The organism is Pseudomonas izuensis (assembly GCF_009861505.1).
In the GTDB taxonomy this organism is placed as follows: Bacteria; Pseudomonadota; Gammaproteobacteria; order Pseudomonadales; family Pseudomonadaceae; genus Aquipseudomonas; species Aquipseudomonas izuensis.
In genome coordinates this window covers 129,863-147,776 of record NZ_WTFT01000006.1, presented here as the reverse complement: position 1 = coordinate 147,776, position 17,914 = coordinate 129,863, and the positions used below count along the sequence as shown (strand labels likewise).

Annotated in this window: 15 protein-coding genes; 11 read left to right on the top strand and 4 right to left on the bottom strand. The window is 59.5% G+C overall.

Annotation, left to right across the window (positions count from 1 at the left end):
• Positions 1-153 precede the first annotated feature (153 nt).
• The 3 genes from GPL81_RS05955 (at position 154) to GPL81_RS05945 (ending at position 4,275) form a co-directional block, all read left to right on the top strand.
• Complete coding sequence (locus GPL81_RS05955) at positions 154-1,173, top strand: GlxA family transcriptional regulator (RefSeq protein WP_160105779.1); 1,020 nt, start codon at positions 154-156, stop codon at positions 1,171-1,173.
• Positions 1,174-1,467: 294 nt separating this feature from the next.
• A complete protein-coding gene (locus GPL81_RS05950) occupies positions 1,468-2,679 on the top strand; it encodes a M24 family metallopeptidase (protein ID WP_160105777.1) in 1,212 nt (403 codons plus the stop codon).
• Positions 2,680-2,934: 255 nt separating this feature from the next.
• Positions 2,935-4,275 carry an MFS transporter gene (locus GPL81_RS05945; protein ID WP_160105775.1) on the top strand — a complete coding sequence of 447 codons (1,341 nt, stop codon included), beginning with the start codon at positions 2,935-2,937 and terminating at the stop codon, positions 4,273-4,275.
• A 147-nt stretch (positions 4,276-4,422) separates the two neighbouring features.
• Here the strand turns inward: GPL81_RS05945 and GPL81_RS05940 are convergent, their stop codons facing one another.
• The 3 genes from GPL81_RS05940 to GPL81_RS05930 form a co-directional block, all read right to left on the bottom strand.
• Entirely contained in the window at positions 4,423-5,439 is a 1,017-nt protein-coding gene (locus GPL81_RS05940) for a GlxA family transcriptional regulator (RefSeq protein ID WP_160105774.1), read from the bottom strand.
• A gap of 299 nt (positions 5,440-5,738) precedes the next feature.
• Entirely contained in the window at positions 5,739-7,133 is a 1,395-nt protein-coding gene (gene gabP / locus GPL81_RS05935) for a GABA permease (protein WP_160105773.1), read from the bottom strand.
• Between the two features lie 157 nt (positions 7,134-7,290).
• Complete coding sequence (locus GPL81_RS05930) at positions 7,291-8,064, bottom strand: creatininase (RefSeq protein WP_160105771.1); 774 nt, start codon at positions 8,062-8,064, stop codon at positions 7,291-7,293.
• Between the two features lie 352 nt (positions 8,065-8,416).
• On the opposite strand from GPL81_RS05930, the gene GPL81_RS05925 reads away from it, so the two are divergent.
• Genes GPL81_RS05925 through GPL81_RS05910 form a run of 4 tightly spaced genes read left to right on the top strand, consistent with a single transcriptional unit; the run spans position 8,417 to position 12,410 of the window.
• Complete coding sequence (locus GPL81_RS05925) at positions 8,417-9,544, top strand: extracellular solute-binding protein (protein WP_160105769.1); 1,128 nt, start codon at positions 8,417-8,419, stop codon at positions 9,542-9,544.
• 23 nt (positions 9,545-9,567) lie between these two features.
• Complete coding sequence (locus GPL81_RS05920; protein ID WP_178122569.1) at positions 9,568-10,488, top strand: ABC transporter permease; 921 nt, start codon at positions 9,568-9,570, stop codon at positions 10,486-10,488.
• Entirely contained in the window at positions 10,485-11,282 is a 798-nt protein-coding gene (locus tag GPL81_RS05915) for an ABC transporter permease (protein WP_160105767.1), read from the top strand. Before GPL81_RS05920 ends, GPL81_RS05915 begins: the two co-directional genes overlap by 4 nt.
• 39 nt (positions 11,283-11,321) lie before the next feature.
• Positions 11,322-12,410, top strand: a complete 1,089-nt coding sequence (locus GPL81_RS05910; protein ID WP_160105765.1) for an ABC transporter ATP-binding protein — start codon at positions 11,322-11,324, stop codon at positions 12,408-12,410.
• 24 nt (positions 12,411-12,434) lie between these two features.
• On the opposite strand, the gene GPL81_RS05905 is transcribed toward GPL81_RS05910, so the two are convergent.
• Complete coding sequence (locus tag GPL81_RS05905) at positions 12,435-12,959, bottom strand: cupin (protein WP_160105763.1); 525 nt, start codon at positions 12,957-12,959, stop codon at positions 12,435-12,437.
• Between the two features lie 307 nt (positions 12,960-13,266).
• On the opposite strand from GPL81_RS05905, the gene GPL81_RS05900 reads away from it, so the two are divergent.
• The 4 genes from GPL81_RS05900 to GPL81_RS05885 all read left to right on the top strand — a co-directional run bounded on the left by GPL81_RS05900 (position 13,267) and on the right by GPL81_RS05885 (position 17,907).
• The gene (locus GPL81_RS05900) at positions 13,267-14,400 is read left to right on the top strand and encodes a C45 family autoproteolytic acyltransferase/hydrolase (protein ID WP_160105761.1); all 1,134 of its coding nucleotides are present in this window, start codon (positions 13,267-13,269) and stop codon (positions 14,398-14,400) included.
• 65 nt (positions 14,401-14,465) lie between these two features.
• Entirely contained in the window at positions 14,466-15,407 is a 942-nt protein-coding gene (locus tag GPL81_RS05895) for an ABC transporter permease (RefSeq protein ID WP_160105759.1), read from the top strand.
• Positions 15,404-16,276 carry an ABC transporter permease gene (locus GPL81_RS05890; RefSeq protein ID WP_160105757.1) on the top strand — a complete coding sequence of 291 codons (873 nt, stop codon included), beginning with the start codon at positions 15,404-15,406 and terminating at the stop codon, positions 16,274-16,276. The genes GPL81_RS05895 and GPL81_RS05890 overlap by 4 nt, the downstream gene beginning before the upstream one ends.
• Complete coding sequence (locus GPL81_RS05885; RefSeq protein WP_160105755.1) at positions 16,276-17,907, top strand: dipeptide ABC transporter ATP-binding protein; 1,632 nt, start codon at positions 16,276-16,278, stop codon at positions 17,905-17,907. Before GPL81_RS05890 ends, GPL81_RS05885 begins: the two co-directional genes overlap by 1 nt.
• Positions 17,908-17,914 lie beyond the last annotated feature (7 nt).

The following is a 17,914-nucleotide window of genomic DNA, read 5'->3' as shown; positions in this document are numbered from 1 at the left end:
ACACACCGCTTTCGCCGGCAAGCCGGCTCCTACAGGGATCAGACCTCGGTAGTGGCGAGCACTTGGGGGTCGATTCCTGACAAACCGTGAAGATCTATGACGCCGACAATCGGGTGAGTTCCTGACACCTTTGAAGCGGCGCGGAGATCGACGATGGTTAGCAGTGTTCCTGATGTGTCTGACCGGCCACTGCCGCCGGTGCTGCGTATTGGTTTCTGGTTGATGGAAGCCTTCGATTTGTATGCCCTGGCCAACGCGCTGGAGCCATTGCGCCTGGCCAACCAGATGGCCGGGCGCAGTGTCTGCCAGTGGCAAATGCTCAGCCTGGACGGGCAGCCACTGAGCGCCAGCAACGGCATCGCAACCGCCACTGCGCGACTGGATCAGGCACAAACGTTCAATGTGCTGATCCTCTGTGGTGGCGACAATCTGCATCTACGTCCGGAACATCCAGACTTGCGTGCGCAGCTCAATCACTGGGCAATACAACCGATCTGCCTGGGCGCATTGGGCGAAGCAGGCTGGCTGCTGGCGCAGATTGGCGCCCTGGAGGGTGTGCGCTGCAGCTTGCCGGAGCCCGCCACAGCGCTGACGTCTGCTGCCTTGAGCGAGTTGACGCCGGTGGCTGCGCCATTCTGCGTCGACCGCCAACGCCTGACCTGCGTCGGCCCGCGGGCCGTTCAGGGATTGATGCACGAACTTCTCGCCCGGACCCATGGCCGTGGTCTGATCCTGCGTATGGAAAAACATGCAGCGCGCCAGGCCCGGCCGCTACTCCCCCTTAACGACGCTCCGGCAAAACTTCAAGCAACCCTGGCATTGATGAATGAGCATCTGCGCCGGACGCTGGGCATCGACGAGCTGGCCGAGTCCATGGGCATTTCACGCCGACATCTGGAGCGCCTGTTCAAACGCAGCCTGGGGTGTTCGCCATCCAGGCACTATCTGGACTTGCGGCTGCAACGGGCGCGTCAGTTGTTGCGGGCCGGCGGACAGTCGCTGTCGGATGTCGCGACGGCGTGCGGATTCGTCTCGCTGCAACATTTCTTTCGCTGCTATCGCCAGTACTTCGGCGAACACCCTCGCGAACATATGGGCGCGCAGGCACAGAGTCAGCGGGCATCCATGGTGAACGCACCTGCCTCATCGCGAGCAGGCTCACTCCCACACTGAATCCAGGTACACGCAAAGTACGAGGGCACTGAAAATCCCCTGTAGGAGCGAGCCTGCTCGCGATGAGGCCACCACAGCCAACAACAATACCGAGTTTTTTACCAATGCCTCCGCCAAGCCGGGGGCATTTTTGTTTCTGGCGGGGGCGTGGGGAGCACTTTTGCAAACAGCGGATATGACCAACTACAGGTCGGATTCGCACAAAAAACCACACTTTGCATCTGTTCGAATGATCTTCAGCGGCCCGCCAGATGGGCGCCATCTGTAGCTCAAACAATGACAAGGATAAATGACATGCAAATGCCGAAAACCATCCAGATCAAGAACGGCGAGAGAACCAACCCGACGTTCTCGGCCCAGGAATATGCCAACCGCCAGGCCAGGTTGCGGGCTTATCTGGCGCAGAACAATATCGACGCGGCCGTCTTCACGTCCTATCACAACATCAACTACTACAGCGATTTCCTGTACTGCTCTTTCGGGCGCCAGTACGCACTGGTTGTGACCCAGGACAGCGCCGTGACCATCAGCGCCAACATCGATGGCGGTCAGCCTTGGCGTCGTACGGTCGGCACGGAAAACATCGTCTACACAGACTGGCAGCGCGACAACTATTTCGTCGCGATCCAGCAGGCCTTGCCCAAGGCCGGACGTATCGGCATCGAGTTCGACCATCTGAATCTGCTCAATCGCGACAAGCTTGCCAGCCGCTATCCGCAGGCCGAGCTGGTGGATATCGCCGCACCGTGCATGCGCATGCGCATGATCAAGTCCGCCGAAGAGCACGCGATCATTCGCCAGGGTGCACGGATAGCGGACATCGGCGGCGCAGCCGTCGTCGAAGCCTTGCGTGATCAGGTGCCGGAATACGAAGTGGCCCTGCACGCCACCCAGGCCATGGTGCGCGAAATTGCCCGCACCTTCCCGGATTCCGAACTGATGGATACCTGGACCTGGTTCCAGTCCGGCATCAACACTGACGGTGCACATAACCCGGTGACCTCGCGCAAGGTCAACAAGGGTGACATCCTCAGCCTCAATTGCTTCCCGATGATCGCCGGTTACTACACCGCACTGGAACGTACGTTGTTCCTGGACCACTGCTCCGACGAACATCTGCGCCTGTGGGAAGTAAACGTCAAGGTGCACGAGGCCGGCCTGAAACTGATCAAGCCGGGCATGCGCTGCTGCGATATCGCGCTGCAGCTGAACGAGATCTTCCTGGAACACGATCTGCTGCAATACCGCACCTTCGGCTACGGCCACTCGTTCGGGACACTGAGCCATTACTACGGCCGCGAAGCCGGGCTGGAACTGCGCGAAGACATCGACACCGTGCTGGAACCGGGGATGGTGGTATCGATCGAACCGATGATCATGCTGCCCGAAGGCCTTCCGGGGGCGGGCGGGTATCGTGAGCACGACATCCTGATCGTCAACGAACAGGGCGGGGAAAACATCACGAAGTTCCCGTACGGCCCGGAACACAACATCATCAAAAAATAAGGCCCTGCGCCGCACAGTGAACCTGTGCGGCGTTTGTGGCGAGGGGATTTATCCCCGTTCGGCTGCGCAGCAGTCGTAAAATCGCATCGTTAATGGGGTGGCTGCGCCACCCAACGGGGATAAATCCCCTCGCCACAGTGCGCGCAGCATCTACTGAACCTTAACCCTGCCAAGTAAAACAATAGAGGGTTTTGTCATGTTCTACGTCCCGACTATTCATTTCGCCAACCGCACCTCTCACACCGGAGGTGCCCAATGAGCACCCAAAGCGCAAGCCTGACGCCGACCCTGGCGCAGAAACTTGAACAGACCGCCGAGCGCAAGGCCCTGCGGCGCGCAGCCAGTGCCAGCTTCATGGGCAACTTCGTCGAGTGGTTCGACTATGCAGCCTACGGCTACCTGGCCACCGTCATCGCGCTGACGTTCTTTCCGCAAACCGACAAGGCGACTGCGCTGCTGGCGACTTTTGCCGTGTTCGCGCTGTCGTTTATCGTCCGCCCGCTGGGAGGACTGGTCTGGGGGCACTTCGGTGACAAATACGGGCGGCGCAGTGCGCTGTCCTGGTCGATTCTGATTATGTCGATCTCGACCTTTTGCATCGGTGTCCTGCCGACCTACAACCATATCGGCCTGTGGGCACCCGCCTTGTTGCTGTTGATTCGCCTGTTCCAGGGCTTCTCTGCTTCAGGGGAGTACGCCGGCGCATCGGCCTTTCTCGCCGAGTATGCGCCCGAGGGCAAACGCGGTTTGTACACCAGCATTGTCCCGGCGAGCACGGCGGCAGGCTTGCTGTTCGGTGCGGTGTTTGTCGCCTGCTTGCACGCCTGGATGAGTGTCGAGGACCTGCACAGTTGGGGCTGGCGGTTACCCTTTCTGCTGGCGGCACCGTTCGGGCTGGTGGGGCGTTATATCCGCATGAGTCTGCAAGACACGCCCAAGTTCCTGGAGATGGAAAAACGCCTTGAAGCGAAGGAGTGCGCGAGCCACGCGCCGGTTCGCGAACTGCTGACCGTGCATCGACGCAGCGTGATGATCGGGATCGGCGCGACGTGCTTGAATGCCGTGGCGTTTTACCTGTTGCTCAGCTACATGCCGACCTACCTGTCCACCGAAATGGGCATGAACGAGCGTGATTCGTTCCTGGCGTCGACGGTGTCGCTGGCGACTTACATCGGGTTGATTTTCCTGATGGGCAAACTGTCGGACCGCTTCGGGCGCAAGACCATGCTGGTAATCGCTTCAGTCTTGTTCCTGGCGCTGACCTTTCCCTTGTTCGGGATGCTGGAGAACCAGCCGCTGATCGTGATTCTGATGATCCAGATCGCGTTCGGCGCCATCCTGGCGATGAACGACGGCACCTTGCCATGCTTCCTTGCCGAGATATTCCCCACCCGCGTGCGCTTCAGTGGCTTTGCCTTCAGCTTCAATATCGCCAACGCAGTGTTCGGCGGCACCGCACCGTTTATCGCCACTTGGCTGATTCAACTGACCGGCAACAAAATGGCCCCGGCCTGGTATCTGTTGGCGGCCGCGGCGGTGGCACTGGTTGCCATGCTGGCGAGTCGGGAGACGGCGCATAAGGCTTTGCAGGACTGACATTCATTCGGCGATCTCAGGGACGCCATCGCGGGCAAGCCCGCTCCCACAGGGATCTTTGGTGGATACACAATCTGTGTTCACTGAAAATCCTGTGGGAGCGGGCTTGCCCGCGATGAGGCCAGTCTGGCCAACATCAATATTGAATCAATGCACCGCAGCCACCTGCTTGCGCTCACCCATGGGCGATACACCGAAAAAGCGGCTGTAGCATTTGGAGAAGTGCGCCGGGGAAACGAAGCCGCAGGCGAGGGCGATATCACGCACCTGCGATTCGCTGCGCAGTAACAATTGTCGCGCCCGCGCAAGGCGCAACTCCAGGTAGTACTGACTCGGCGTGCGTTGCAGGTGCTTGTGAAACAGGCGCTCCAGTTGCCGCACCGACACCTCGTTCAACCGCGCGAGTTCCTCAAGGCCAACCGGCTCCTCGAGATTGGCCTCCATGATTGCCACCATCTGGCTGAGCTTGGGCTGCGAAGTGCCCAGCTTTTGCCGCAATGGCACACGCTGTTGCTCCTGCGCTCCCCGGATTCGATCACACAACAGCAACTCGGCCGTATGGGCGGCGATGTCCCGGCCACCGGGTTCGCGTGCGATCAACTGCAAGGTCATGTCCATGGACGCCACGCCACCGGAACAGGTGTAGCGATCACGGTCCAGCTCGAACAGCTGGTTGGAAATGATGATCCCCGGGAACCGTTCCTTCAGGGCCTCGATGTCTTCCCAGTGAATCGTGCAGCGATAGCCCTTGAGCAAATCGGCGCGGGCCAACAAGTGGCTGCCGGTGCAAATCCCGCCCAGCGGCACCTGATCGTGCGCCAGTTTGCGTAGCCAATTGAGCAAGGGTCGGGTGCTGTGGTTGGAGACGATCGGGTTTGAGCCGACAACGAACAGCATGTCGAGCTTGGGTGCATCGGTGATGCTGTGGTCGGGCAGGATGCGCATGCCGTTGCTGGCCGTGACCGGGTCCAGGCTGGCGGCAATGATGACCGTGCGAAATATCGGTTTGCGCGCGGCCAGGTTGGCCATGCGCAGCGTTTCCACCGCGGAGGCGAAACCGATGGTGGTGAAGTTGGGGATGACCAGGAAACCCACGGTTTTCACCGGCCGTTGTTCATTCGCCGAGCGTCCTGCGGCGGGTTTCGCCACCTGGAGTTTCGCCATGGTTACCGCTCCTCAACTGCATCAGTGACGTGCTCTGCGGCAAACTGCCGACAGGGACAACGCCATCTCGTTTTTATGATTGTCAGCCCTGTTCGGGAGGTTCTGGATTTTACACCCTGTGTCCAGGGAGGGATTAACAAAAAAACCGGCCAGCTGCGTGGTGCAGAGTGGCCGGAAAGAGGTGATCGTGGATGCCTGAACCTGTAGGAGCTGGCTTGCCAGCGAAAGCGGCGTGTCAGGCGACATCTTTATCGCCGGTGATGACGTCTTCGCTGGCAAGCCAGCTCCTACAAGGGCCTTTAAGCGTTTTCTGGTTGAGCCATTCCAACGGTTCGAGCCGTCGGCTTCCTGGCGTTGAAGAGGGCGCCGATACAGACGATGGACAGGGTCAGCGCCCCCGTCGCAATCACCTCCATGCGGTGCTGCGGCAAAATCAGCATGATCACCAGGATGCTCAGGATGCAGGCAATCACCAGGTAGCTCAGCCAGGGGAACAGCCACATCTTGAAGGCGATCGGTTGTCCCGAAGCATTCATCTTCTTGCGCAGTACCAGTTGCGAAACGGCAATCACCAGATAGACCAGCAGCGCGACGGCCCCGGAGCTGGCCAGCAGGAAGGAGAACACTTCGTTGGGCGCAAAGTAATTGAGTGCCGTGGTCAGGAAACCGACCGCTGTACTGGCCATCACCGCTACATAAGGCACCCCCGAAGACGAGGTTTTCTGAAGCAGTCGAGGGCCATCCCCGCGCTTGCTCAGGGAGTAGACCATGCGCGACGCCGTATAGATGGCCGAGTTGAGGCAACTGGCGACCGCAATCAGCACGACGATATCCACGATCATTTTGGCGTGCGGGATGTTCATCAACTCAAGCGCTCGCTGGTAGGAACCGACTTCCATGAGCATGGGGTCGTTCCAGGGCACGATGGAGATGATGAGGAACACCGAGACGATATAGAAAATGCCCATCCGCCAGACCACGGAGTTGGTCGCACGGGTGATCTGCCTGGACGGATTCTGCGATTCGGCTGCGGCGATGGTGACGATCTCCGTGCCCATGAAGCTGAACACCGTGGTGAGCATCGCGCCGATGACGGCACTCATGCCGTTGGGCATGAAGCCACCGAACTCATGGCTCAATTGCACGACACCGCTCACCGTCGTCTGCGGCAGTGCGCCCGCCAGTGCCAGCGCACCCAGGGCGATGAACCCCAGTACCGCGATGACCTTGAGCATGGCGAACCAGAATTCGAACTCGCCGTAGCGGGCGACACTGAACAGGTTGGTCAATGTCAGCAGGCCGGTGACCGCGATTGCAAATTCCCAGGTTTGAATGGCGGGAAACCAGGCGTGCAGGATGGCGGCAGCGGCGATGGCTTCAATGGGAATGACCAGCACCCAGAACCACCAGTACAGCCAGCCGATGGTAAAACCGGCGCTGCGCCCCATCGCCCGCTCGGCGTAGGTCGAAAAGGATCCTGTGTCCGGCGATGCGACGGCCATCTCTCCCAGCATGCGCATGACCAGCACCACCAACGTGCCGGAAAAAATATACGCCAGGATGGCGGCGGGTCCCGCCGAAGCGATGGCGTGGCCTGAACCGATGAACAGGCCGGCGCCAATGGCACCGGCAATGGACAACATGGTGACGTGACGCTGCTTGAGGCCTGGGGCCAATTTTGAGCTGCTGGACATGAGACTTACCCTTATTATTTTACTTGGGAGGGTTACGGCGGGTCATGCACGTTGTAGGAGCGAGCTCGCTCGCGATGGACTGATGGACGACACGGGCTGTCTGATTCCCCGCGTTATCGTTGACGTCCATCGCGAGCAGGCTCGCTCCCACAGGGACTCAATCAAAAGCCTCGCGCACGGCGGCGCTGATGCCCGAGACACACACTTCGAGAATCAGCTCGCCTTTCTCGCGACTGGAGCCTTTGGGCGATGACAGTGTTCCGCAGGCCGGTGTGCGCTCCGGGATGATCGGGAAGACGTCATACGGCGGGAAAGTGGCGGGAGGGTGGTCAACGGCACGACTCAGATCGACCTTGTCGGGGTGCAGGGCCAACATCAGTGACGTTTCGAAAATACCGCCGTGTTCGATGTCCCAGCCGAGGAAACCGTCGGGGTACAGCTTTGCAATGACGGCCGGATCGTTGACGAAGTCCCAATAAGACAGCACGACCACCTTGAAGTCAGTGATGCCACCGTAGCGAAGCTCCCGAAGGGCAAGGTCGATGCCCTCGACAATGAACATCGAGTTTTCAAAGTGACCGTTCATCATCACCAGTTTGCGGGCGCCATGGCGCGCCAGTTCCCGGATGATGTCCTGCACGGTGCTGGTCAGCGTGGCGCCATCGAGGCTGGTGGTGCCAGGAAAGTGATTGCCGCCACCTGATTTCTGCTGCGACTTGTAGCCATAGGCCAGGGCAGGCAATACCAGGCCGCTGACCTGTTGCGCGACCGCCTTGCAGATCGCGGTAGGCAGCAGGACATCGACTTCCATGCACATGTGATGGCCGTGCTGCTCCAGTGCGCCAACCGGCAGAAAGATAGGGCAGCCGGTGGCGACCTTCTCGGCGTATTCCGGCCAGGTGAGTTCTCCAATTACGACGCTGTTGTTCATCTACAGACCCTTGGAAAGTGATTGATCGCTTGGTGGTTTTGGCCGACCCCCTGGATTGCAGGAATCAAAGGCGCCGCATGAAGCAATTCGATCAGAGGGGCAGGGCTCCAACTTGTCTAAATCCGACCCGTAAATGACAAATCACCCTCTGTTTTGTCATTTATGTCCGATTATCGGATATACGTATGCCGCTTTTGATGGGGAAGAGGGTCGGTTCTGACAAAGTCCAGGTCGGGCGCGCACAAAAACGGGTGATGGCGAACTGCTGCAATGCATTCAGCCAGCGAATGACGCGTGTGGTTGGCAGCCACAGCAGGCAGGGGACACCTTCATCACCCAGAGCGAGACAATAATGAAAAATCGCATCGACCTTTCACGCCGCACCTTCCTCAAGACCACCGGCATCCTGGCTGGCACCGCAGCACTTTCAGGCTTGCTGCCTTCGAGAAGCTTTGCCGCCGCGGAAAAGGAACTGGTTATCCTCGCCTGGGCCGGTCACGCAGAACCGGACATCGTCGCCGATTTCGAGCGCCAGTACGGGGTCAAGGTCCGGGCCAAGTACTACACCGGTGGCGACAACATGCTGGGGCTGATCTCGCAGTCGCCGCCCGGCACCTTCGACCTGATCCTGTCCGACGCCGAGTATGTGCAGCAACTCAATGCCGCCGAATACATCGAGCCACTCGACCCCGCGGACTATCCCTTCGATGACTTCTACCCGGAGTTCCAGCATTTTCCCGGCCACTGGCAGGGCGACACGCTCTATTCGGTGCTGATCCGCTTTGGCTTCCTCGGCATTGCCTACAACACCCAACTGGTTCCCGAAACCAAGGTGCAAAGCTATGACGTGTTCTGGGACGAGAGCCTCAAGGGCAAGGTCGGACACTTCGACTGGCACCTGCCGAACCTCGGGCAGATCAGTTTGATGAACGGCAATGCGCGCCCCTACGACATCGATGCCGCGCACTGGCAAAGGGTGCAACAGAAGATGATGAGCCTGCGCCCGCAGATCGGCGGTTTCTTCGATTACGGCGGCACCTTTTCTTCGCTCAAGAACGGTCAGATCCATGCCATGTGCGGCATCGGTGACTGGATCACCGGTGTCTTGCAACGCGCCGGCGCACCGGTGAAAACCGTGTTGCCGAAGGAGGGCGGGTTGCAATGGACAGAGTCTTACTGCATCGCCCGAAAAGCACACAGCCCGGAGCTGGCGAAGAAGTTCATCCAATACATCACTTCGCCGGAGGGCCAGGTCAAGTCGGCGAAGATGGCTGCGTATCCAGCGCTCATTCCCAACAAGAAAGGCTGGGAACTGCTCAACCGCACCGACCCCGCCGAAGCCCGGCGCCAAGGCATGGTGCTCGGTGAGCGCAACGTAATGGATGACATCCGCGATGGCCGGATCAAGTACCGCGAACTGCCGGTCCGCCAGAGCCTGGATGAGTGGAACGACTTCTGGTCGCAATACAAGGGCGCCTGACGGGACGAGCGGAGGTGGTCACCATGATTTCAGACAAGTTGAAGACTTCACCGTCGGTACTTTCCAATAACGCCGGTGCCAAAACGCCGCGCGGTATCCGGAGGGGATGGCGCTTGCCCGGGTTTGGCCTCTGTGTCTCGATGCCGATCCTGGCCTGGCAGTTGATTTTCTTCGTATTGCCACTGGTGTTTCTGGTGGCCATCAGCTTCTGGCTGGTACGCAACTTCCGGATGGTGCCGGCGTTGGAGTGGCAGAACTGGAGCTACATGTTCAGCCGGGGCTTCTTTTGGGATGCCTACGTCCATACCCTGGCCATGGCAGCGGGGGCCACGGTGCTGGTCAGCCTCGTGGCCTTTCCCTGCGCTTATACGATCGCCTTCAAGTTCCGTGACTCGACCAGGCAGTTGCTGGTGTTGCTGCTGGTCACACCGTTCTTCACCAGCTACCTGGTGCGCACCTATTCATGGCAGGTTTTCCTCAGCGATAACGGCATTTTCAATGCTGCTCTGGGCCTGGTCGGACTGGAACCGTTTGCCATGTTGAACACGGCGTTCGGCACCTATGTCGGCTACTTCACGCTGTGCCTGCCCTTGGTGGTGTTGCTGCAATTGTTCAGCCTGATGTACATCGATCGCTCGTTGATCGAGGCCGCGCACAACCTTGGCTGTGGTCGGCTGCGAACGGTATTTCGGGTGGTGGTGCCGTCGGCGCGGATCGGCATCGTGGTGGCGGCGCTGTTCTGCTTCATCCTGACGTTCGGCGACTTTGTCAGCCCGCTTTACCTGGGCGGTGGCCAGCCGCCGACCTTGAGTACGTTGATCACGGACACCACCAAATCCGGCCAGCAATGGCCACGGGCGGCGGTGATCGCCACGATGATGATTGTGACGTTGCTCATCGGTGCCTTTGGCGCGGTGCGCTTCGCTTACCGGAGGCGCGCATGAACGAGCATCGGTTGATCAATTTTCTGCTGCGCAGCTTTGTGGTTCTGGTGTTCATCTTTATTTTCATGCCCATTGCCGGCAGCTTCGTGTTCTCGTTCAACATCGACCGTTTCCCATCCTTGCCCCTGGGCGGTTTCAGCCTGCACTGGTACAAGACGATTGCCGCCGACCCGGCGGTCTCGCAGGCCTTCCGCAACAGCCTCACGGTGGGCGTGGTCGTGTCGCTGGTCTCAACGCTGCTCGGGTTTACTGCCGCCTACACGGACTTCCGATATCAGTTCTTCGGCAAGTCGATCTACATGGCGCTCGCGCTACTGCCGCCCACCATTCCCGTGGTGATCATGGGGCTGGCCATGCTGGCTTTCCTGTCGCGGGTCGGGCTTTCCGGCGAGATTTATGCCGTGATGATCAGCCACATCGTGATGTGCGCACCGTTCGCCATGGCGGTCATCCGGATGCGCCTGGCGCAGATGGACCCGAACATCGAGGCCGCCGCCTGGAACCTGGGGGCTGATCAATGGAAGGCCATGCGTCATGTGATCCTGCCCTTTACGGCCCCCAGCATTTTCGCCGCGCTGTTAGTGACCATGGCTGTGTCCTTCGATGAATTCGCCGTCGCCTGGTTCGTGTCGGGACTGAACGAGACGGTGCCCGTGCGCATCCTCAATACCTTGCAAGGGCAGGTGAGCCCGACCATCAACGCCATCGGCACAATCGTGTTCATCACCACCATGACCCTGGTGATCCTGGCGCAACTGCTGCTGATGCGGCGGCGTAAACCCGCAAACGCCTGATACCACCCTGACCATCACCCAGACACGAAGGATTCAGCCATGACCCAACCGCTGGTGGTATTCGATAACGTAGTCAAGCATTTCGGCAGCTACCAGGCCGTCGAGCGTATGAACCTGGAGATCTACAAAGGCGAGTTCGTCGCGATCATGGGATCGAGCGGCTGCGGCAAAACCACGACGCTGCGCATGCTCGCGGGGCTGGATAAACCCAGCGAAGGGGAAATTCGTCTTAACGGAGAGCGCATCAATGACCTGCGTTCCTGGGAACGGGAGACGCCGCTGGTCTGGCAGAACCTGGCACTGTTCCCGTTTTTGAATGTACTGGAAAACGTCGAATTCGGCCTGCGCATGAGGGGGATGGCCAAGGCCGAGCGTCGCAAGAAGGCGCTTGAGTGGCTTGAGCGACTGGGGCTGGAGGAATTCGCCACACGCGATATCAGCCTGCTCTCCGGCGGTCAGCGCCAACGCGTGGCGCTGGCGCGCTCGTTGGTCACCGAACCGCCGATCCTGTTGCTCGATGAGCCATTGAGCGCGCTCGATGCGCATCTGAGCGTACGCATGCAAGGCGTGCTGACCGGGCTGCAAAAAGACCTGGGCATCACCTTCGTCTACGTCACCCACAGTCAATCCGAAGCCTTTGCCATGGCTGATCGTGTGGTGATCATGAGCCGAGGCCGGGTCGAGCAGATCGGCTCGCCGCAAGCGGTATTCCTCGAACCACACAACCGCTTCGTCGCGGAGTTCGTGGGCGGCAAGAACATCCTGTACGGCACGGTCGTCGGCTTTGACGATGGAGGACTGGTTCGCATCGACTCGCCGCATGGTGGATTCCTGGCGCGACTGCCGGAAGGTAAAACGGTGGTCCCCGCCGAGCGAGTGACGGTCTGCATCAGCGCCGAGCATATCGAACTGACCGCGCAGCCTGTGCGACGCAACCGGTTGGGCTGCACGGTCGTGGGTGAAGAGTTCATCGGTTCGATGGTCAACCTCTATCTCGAAACCAAAGACGGGCTCGAACTGCAGGTGCAGAAACTGCAGGCCGACTACCAGTCGCTTGGCGTGCACTGCGGGCAACAGATCTTCGCCGAGTGGGACGGTGCGCATGCGCTGATTCTGCGCGGGGACTGACCTTGTCGAATCGACTTCCGTTGATCAGTCACTCCAATACCGACTGACCGCGCCATGCAAACCCTGGACGGGGTCATGCTCGGGAAACGGCAGCTTGAGAATACTCGCCAGTTGCTCCGGACTGGGTGCCGTGCGGCAGATGTCGGGGTGCTGGCCCGGCGGGTAAGCACCCACCACCAGAAAGTCATCGCTGGACTCAACATTGCAGTGGCCCGTACCCGCGGGTAACAGCAAGACGTCGCCAGCGCTGACTTCCAACACCCGGCCATCCGGGCCACCGAGCATCACACGAGCGAAGCCGCTGGCCACGCCCAGCACTTCATGACCCTGGGTGTGATAGTGGTGGTAGTCGTAAACCCCGTAACGCCATTGCGGCGGCCAGCCATTGTCGGTGAAGGTTTTCTCGATCAGGTCCGCCGGGTCGTTCTGGTGAACGGCAATGGCCTTGATGTAAATGAGCACCGGTAAGCGCGGGTTATTTGGCACCCATTCGTTGCGTTCGAGCAGCAGGGTTTGCACGGGAGCATCCACAGCTTGCGACCTGACCATGAAAAATCCTCCGTTATCGAGCATCGCCTTGAAGGCAGCTTTATGAAAGCGTCACCCAGAGTGGACATTCGATGTCGCTCAGTCGTTCAGGAGAATGTCCGTTACTTTTCCGGGTGGCTTGAGGTCAATCAGGAGTGCCACGTTTTTACACGTTTGTGAATTTACTACCCAGTTTCCTGGCCGAAAACGGTGCGATTTTGAGTGAGTGATTTATTGGAATCCAAATTGGCGCCAATATTGATTGGGTTTTTGTGAAATTGGTCTGATCCTTGCTCTGTGTCTTGCTCAAACTATTTGAGGGCAGGGCATGAGTCAGCATTTCCCGTGTATCGAACTGAGTGGCGGGCCATTTGCCCGAGGCGTGCAATACGGCAAAGCCTGCCCACAGATCATTGCTCGCAGCATTGAAATCTACGGCCAGCAATTGCTGGACATGGGTTATGACTGGGCCGGTATCAAGCGATTGGTCAATCAATTCATGCCCAATATCGAAGCGTTCGAGCCACAGTACCTGGAAGAGATGCGGGGTATCGCCGAAGGCTCCGGTCACGACTTCGAGGCCATTGTGATGATCAATGCCCGTACCGAGATCATTCACCTGGGGCGGCGCTCGATGCAGGACAAACCGGAACTGGATGGCTGCACCGGCGCCATCGTCCTCCCAGGCGCCACCGCGAACAATGAAGTCCTGCACGGCCAGAACTGGGACTGGCGCATGGAGTGCGCGGAGACGGGCGTGGTCCTGCACATCCGTCGTGATGACGGCCCGGATGTGCTGACGTTCACCGAAGCCGGTGGGCTGGCCCGCGCAGGCATGAACTCCATCGGCACGGCGATCACGGGTAACAACCTGGAATCGGATCGCGACTATCAAACGCTTGGCGTGCCATTGCCGCTTATCCGCCGCAAGGCGCTGGACGCCAACCATTTTGCCTTGTCGATGAAAGCGGTGGCCGTGACGCCAAAGTCGGGTTCGAACAACATGATGCTCAGCCATGCCGCCGGGTTTGGCATCAACTACGAATGTGCACCTGATGAAGTGTTTCCGCTGTTCGAAGTCGACGATTTACTGGTGCACGCCAACCATTGGCGCAGCGAAGTGGCGCAGATCAAATTGAAGAACACCGGCATCGGTGGCGCACCCGAAAGCTTTTATCGCGATGTCCGTGTCGAGAAGTTGCTCAAGTCATTTCATGGCAGCCTGACGCTGGAACACCTCAAAAGCGCGTTCTTCGATGATTTCGGCAAGCCATTTGCCGTCTGCCGGCCACCCCGTCCGAGCTCGAGTGGCGAGGACAATCTGTCCGCTACGGTGGCGATGATTTTGATGCGCCCGGCCAGTGGCTTCATGGAAGTTGCCTCCTTGCCGGCGATCAACCGTACATTTGGGCAGTACCGTCTCGAGATGGAATCCGATTACGCGCGGTATGCCACCTGGTAAACACTACCCCGTTGTCAGCCTGAGCCCTGCTCGATTGAGGGCCGTATCAACATCGAGGAACCCACATGTTTCGTTTGATCATTCAGCGTCTGGCCATGGCGGTCCCGACGTTATTGCTGATATCCATTGCGGTCTTCGCAATGATCCGGTTGATACCCGGTGACCCGGCGCTCCTGATGCTGGGCGACATGGCTGACCCCGCCAGTCTGGTCAAGATGCGGCAGTCCCTCGGGCTGGATCAACCGGTGATCGCGCAATACCTGATCTGGCTCAAGGCAGTGTTCCAGGGTGATCTGGGCTTTTCGATCACCAGTCATGAAGCCGTTTTACCACTGGTGCTTGAAAGGTTCAGCGTCAGTGTGACCATCGTTCTGACGGCGGTCGCGCTGGCGGCGGTGATTGCTGTTCCTCTTGGCATGCTGGCGGCGTGGAAACAGGACACGCTGATTGATTTGGGACTGGTGACGACCGCGACGTTGTTACTGTCGGTCCCCGGTTTCTGGATGGGCCTGTTGCTGTTGTATGTGTTTGGCCTGGAGCTGGGCTGGTTGCCGGTGGTGGGGTATGTACCGTTTTCGGCGGATTTTGGCAAAGCGCTGGCCTACATCATCTTGCCCGTGGCAACGCTGGTGTTGCATGAAAGCGGCGTGATTATCCGGATGCAGAGGGCCAGCTCGATCGAAGTCCTGCGCCTGGACTACATCGCGCATGCGCGGGCCAAAGGGTTGTCGGAGCGCGCGGTGCTTTGGCGCCATACATTGCGCAACGCCTTTGCCCCCACCTGGACACTGATCGGCCTGATCCTCGGCAACCTGCTGGGCGGGATCGCTGTCATCGAAACGGTGTTCACCATTCCCGGCATCGGGCGCCTGATGGTCGACTCCATTTATGCCCGTGATTACCCCGTACTGCAGGGCTGCCTGTTGCTCATTACATTCGTCTACGTGTTGGTCAACCTGCTCGTAGATCTGATGTATCCGTTGTTCGATCCTCGGGTGAAAGCATGAAGACATTAAGCGAAATTGCCGCGCCGCCAGGCGCTGTGCCGAAGGCTACCAGGCACAAACGTCCGCTTGCGTTCAACGCGCTGATCGGTGGCAGCCTGCTGGGGGTGCTGGTGCTGCTCGCGGTGGCCGGTATCGTCTGGACGCCCTATGACCCGTTGCGGTTGGACCTGGCCAACCGATTCATGGCGCCGTCCTGGCCACACCTTCTGGGCACTGATGAGTTCGGCCGCGATGTCTTCAGCCGCATCATCATCGGTGCACGCACCAGCCTGTGGATCAGCCTGCTGACGGTGATCCTGGCCATCAGCATCGGCACGTTGTTCGGTCTGCTCGCCGGTTACCTGCGTGGCTGGACGGACCGCCTGTTGATGATGGTGAACGATGCGTTGCTGGCATTCCCCGGGATGTTGCTGGCCCTGGGGTTGCTCGCCATTGTGGGTGCCAGTCAGTACGGCATCGTGCTGGCGCTGGGCCTGGCCTATATCCCCACCGTGGTTCGGGTGGTGCGCAGCACGGTGTTGTCGTTACGTGAACGAGAGTTCATCGAAGCCTCCAGGGTGATTGGCAATGGTGAGCTGTACACGATGTGGCGGCATATCGCGCCTAACTGCGTGGCACCGTTGATTGTCCTCGCCACCAGCATGTTCGGCTGGGCGATTCTGTCGGAGAGCGCCTTGAGCTTTCTCGGGTTAGGCGTTCCTCCGCCAGCCGCCACCTGGGGAAACATGCTGGCCTCCAGCCGGCCGCATCTGGTCACGGCACCCTGGCTGGGTTTCTTCCCTGGCCTGATGATTTCCATTGCCCTGATCGGCATCAATCTTTTCGGTGACGCCCTGCGTGATCGCCTTGACCCCCGGATGAGTCGCTAATGGATACCGTCAAGCCTTTGCTTCGCGTCAGTAATCTTTGCATTCAAGTGGGAACCGAGGGTTCGCTTGCGGTTGACCACCTCAGCTTCGACATGGCACCCGGCGAGATCGTAGCGCTGGTGGGTGAGTCCGGCAGCGGAAAGACGATGGCGGCACGTGCTGTCATCGGGCTGTTGCCGCCGCCGATGCGCGTCGCGTCCGGTCGTATCGAGTTTGCCGATACCGACCTGTGCACCTTGCCTTACGAGCAGTTGCGTGATGTTCGCGGCGCGAAGATCGGGATGGTGTTTCAGGAGCCGATGGTCTCGCTCAACCCGACTTTGACCATTGGCCAGCAGATGGCGGAAGGGTTGCGCCTGCACACCGACCTGGATGAAAAAACCATCCTGGCCCGTTCGTTGGAGATGCTGCGCCGAATCGGCATGGATGATCCGCAACGTTGTTTGAACGCTTTTCCTCACGAATTCTCCGGTGGCATGCGACAACGCATCATGCTGGCTTCGGTCATGTTGTTGCGCCCGGCGCTGTTGATCGCCGATGAGCCGACCACGGCCCTCGACACCCTGGCCCAGGCTGACGTCATCGAACTGATGCTCGAACTGACGAGAGAGGAGGGCACGGCGATCCTGTTCATCAGTCATGACTTGTCGCTGGTGGTGCGCCATGCCCACACAGTCGTGGTGATGCGCAGCGGCAAGGCGATCGAAAGCGGTCCGACCGAACAGATCCTGCTGGGCCCCAAGGCTGAATACACCCGCCAACTGCTCGACGCCCTGCCTACCCGAGGCAACCTGGACAGCGCATCACTGGCTGCGCCGTTGGTCGACATGCGTAACATCACCATCGAGCACCCGGGGCGCCAGGGGTTCCTGTGGCGTGGTAAAGCCAAACGTGCGGTAGATGGGGTCAGTCTGCAAATCGCTGCGGGTGAAACCCTGGCGCTGGTCGGCGGCAGCGGTTCGGGTAAAACCACCCTTGGCCGTTCGGTTGTCGGGTTGGTCAATCCGATTGCCGGCGAGATCTTTTTCGATGGCGTCGACATCCTCAAGAGCACCAATCGCGAGCATCGATTGCAATGCCAGATGATTTTTCAGGACCCGGTATCGTCCCTCGATCCGCGTGCCCGGATTTCGGAAATCCTCGCTGAACCGCTGCGTCATGTGCCGGGGCTCAGTCGGGAGCAGCGTGCCGAGCGGGTGCGCACCATTTTGCAGGATGTCGGGCTGGACCCGCTCTTCGCCGACCGCTTCCCCCATCAGCTTTCCGGTGGTCAACGGCAACGGGTGGCGATTGGCCGGGCGCTGATTCGTCACCCCAAGCTGGTCATCGCCGACGAACCGATTTCCGCCCTCGACATGACCATTCAAAAGCAAATCCTGGCGTTGTTCGAGCGGCTGCAAAAGCAGTACGGCTTTGCCTGCCTGTTCATCTCCCATGACCTGGCGGCGGTGGAGCGCATTGCCCATCGCGTGGCCGTCATGCAGCAAGGTCGAGTGGTCGAGATTGGCACCACCGCACAAGTGTTCGACAACCCGCAACACGCCTTCACTCATCGACTGCTGGCTGCCGCCAACCCGTTGGTGCGGCTGGCCGATGGGCGTTATCAATTACGCAGCAGTGCTGCGCTGTGAAGGATTT

Coding starts and splice junctions, on each gene's coding strand:
- GPL81_RS05955 (WP_160105779.1), top strand. CDS start 154: ATGGTTAGCAGTGTTCCTGATGTGTCTGACCGGCCACTGCCGCCGGTG.
- GPL81_RS05950 (WP_160105777.1), top strand. CDS start 1,468: ATGCAAATGCCGAAAACCATCCAGATCAAGAACGGCGAGAGAACCAAC.
- GPL81_RS05945 (WP_160105775.1), top strand. CDS start 2,935: ATGAGCACCCAAAGCGCAAGCCTGACGCCGACCCTGGCGCAGAAACTT.
- GPL81_RS05940 (WP_160105774.1), bottom strand. CDS start 5,439: ATGGCGAAACTCCAGGTGGCGAAACCCGCCGCAGGACGCTCGGCGAAT.
- gabP (WP_160105773.1), bottom strand. CDS start 7,133: ATGTCCAGCAGCTCAAAATTGGCCCCAGGCCTCAAGCAGCGTCACGTC.
- GPL81_RS05930 (WP_160105771.1), bottom strand. CDS start 8,064: ATGAACAACAGCGTCGTAATTGGAGAACTCACCTGGCCGGAATACGCC.
- GPL81_RS05925 (WP_160105769.1), top strand. CDS start 8,417: ATGAAAAATCGCATCGACCTTTCACGCCGCACCTTCCTCAAGACCACC.
- GPL81_RS05920 (WP_178122569.1), top strand. CDS start 9,568: ATGATTTCAGACAAGTTGAAGACTTCACCGTCGGTACTTTCCAATAAC.
- GPL81_RS05915 (WP_160105767.1), top strand. CDS start 10,485: ATGAACGAGCATCGGTTGATCAATTTTCTGCTGCGCAGCTTTGTGGTT.
- GPL81_RS05910 (WP_160105765.1), top strand. CDS start 11,322: ATGACCCAACCGCTGGTGGTATTCGATAACGTAGTCAAGCATTTCGGC.
- GPL81_RS05905 (WP_160105763.1), bottom strand. CDS start 12,959: ATGGTCAGGTCGCAAGCTGTGGATGCTCCCGTGCAAACCCTGCTGCTC.
- GPL81_RS05900 (WP_160105761.1), top strand. CDS start 13,267: ATGAGTCAGCATTTCCCGTGTATCGAACTGAGTGGCGGGCCATTTGCC.
- GPL81_RS05895 (WP_160105759.1), top strand. CDS start 14,466: ATGTTTCGTTTGATCATTCAGCGTCTGGCCATGGCGGTCCCGACGTTA.
- GPL81_RS05890 (WP_160105757.1), top strand. CDS start 15,404: ATGAAGACATTAAGCGAAATTGCCGCGCCGCCAGGCGCTGTGCCGAAG.
- GPL81_RS05885 (WP_160105755.1), top strand. CDS start 16,276: ATGGATACCGTCAAGCCTTTGCTTCGCGTCAGTAATCTTTGCATTCAA.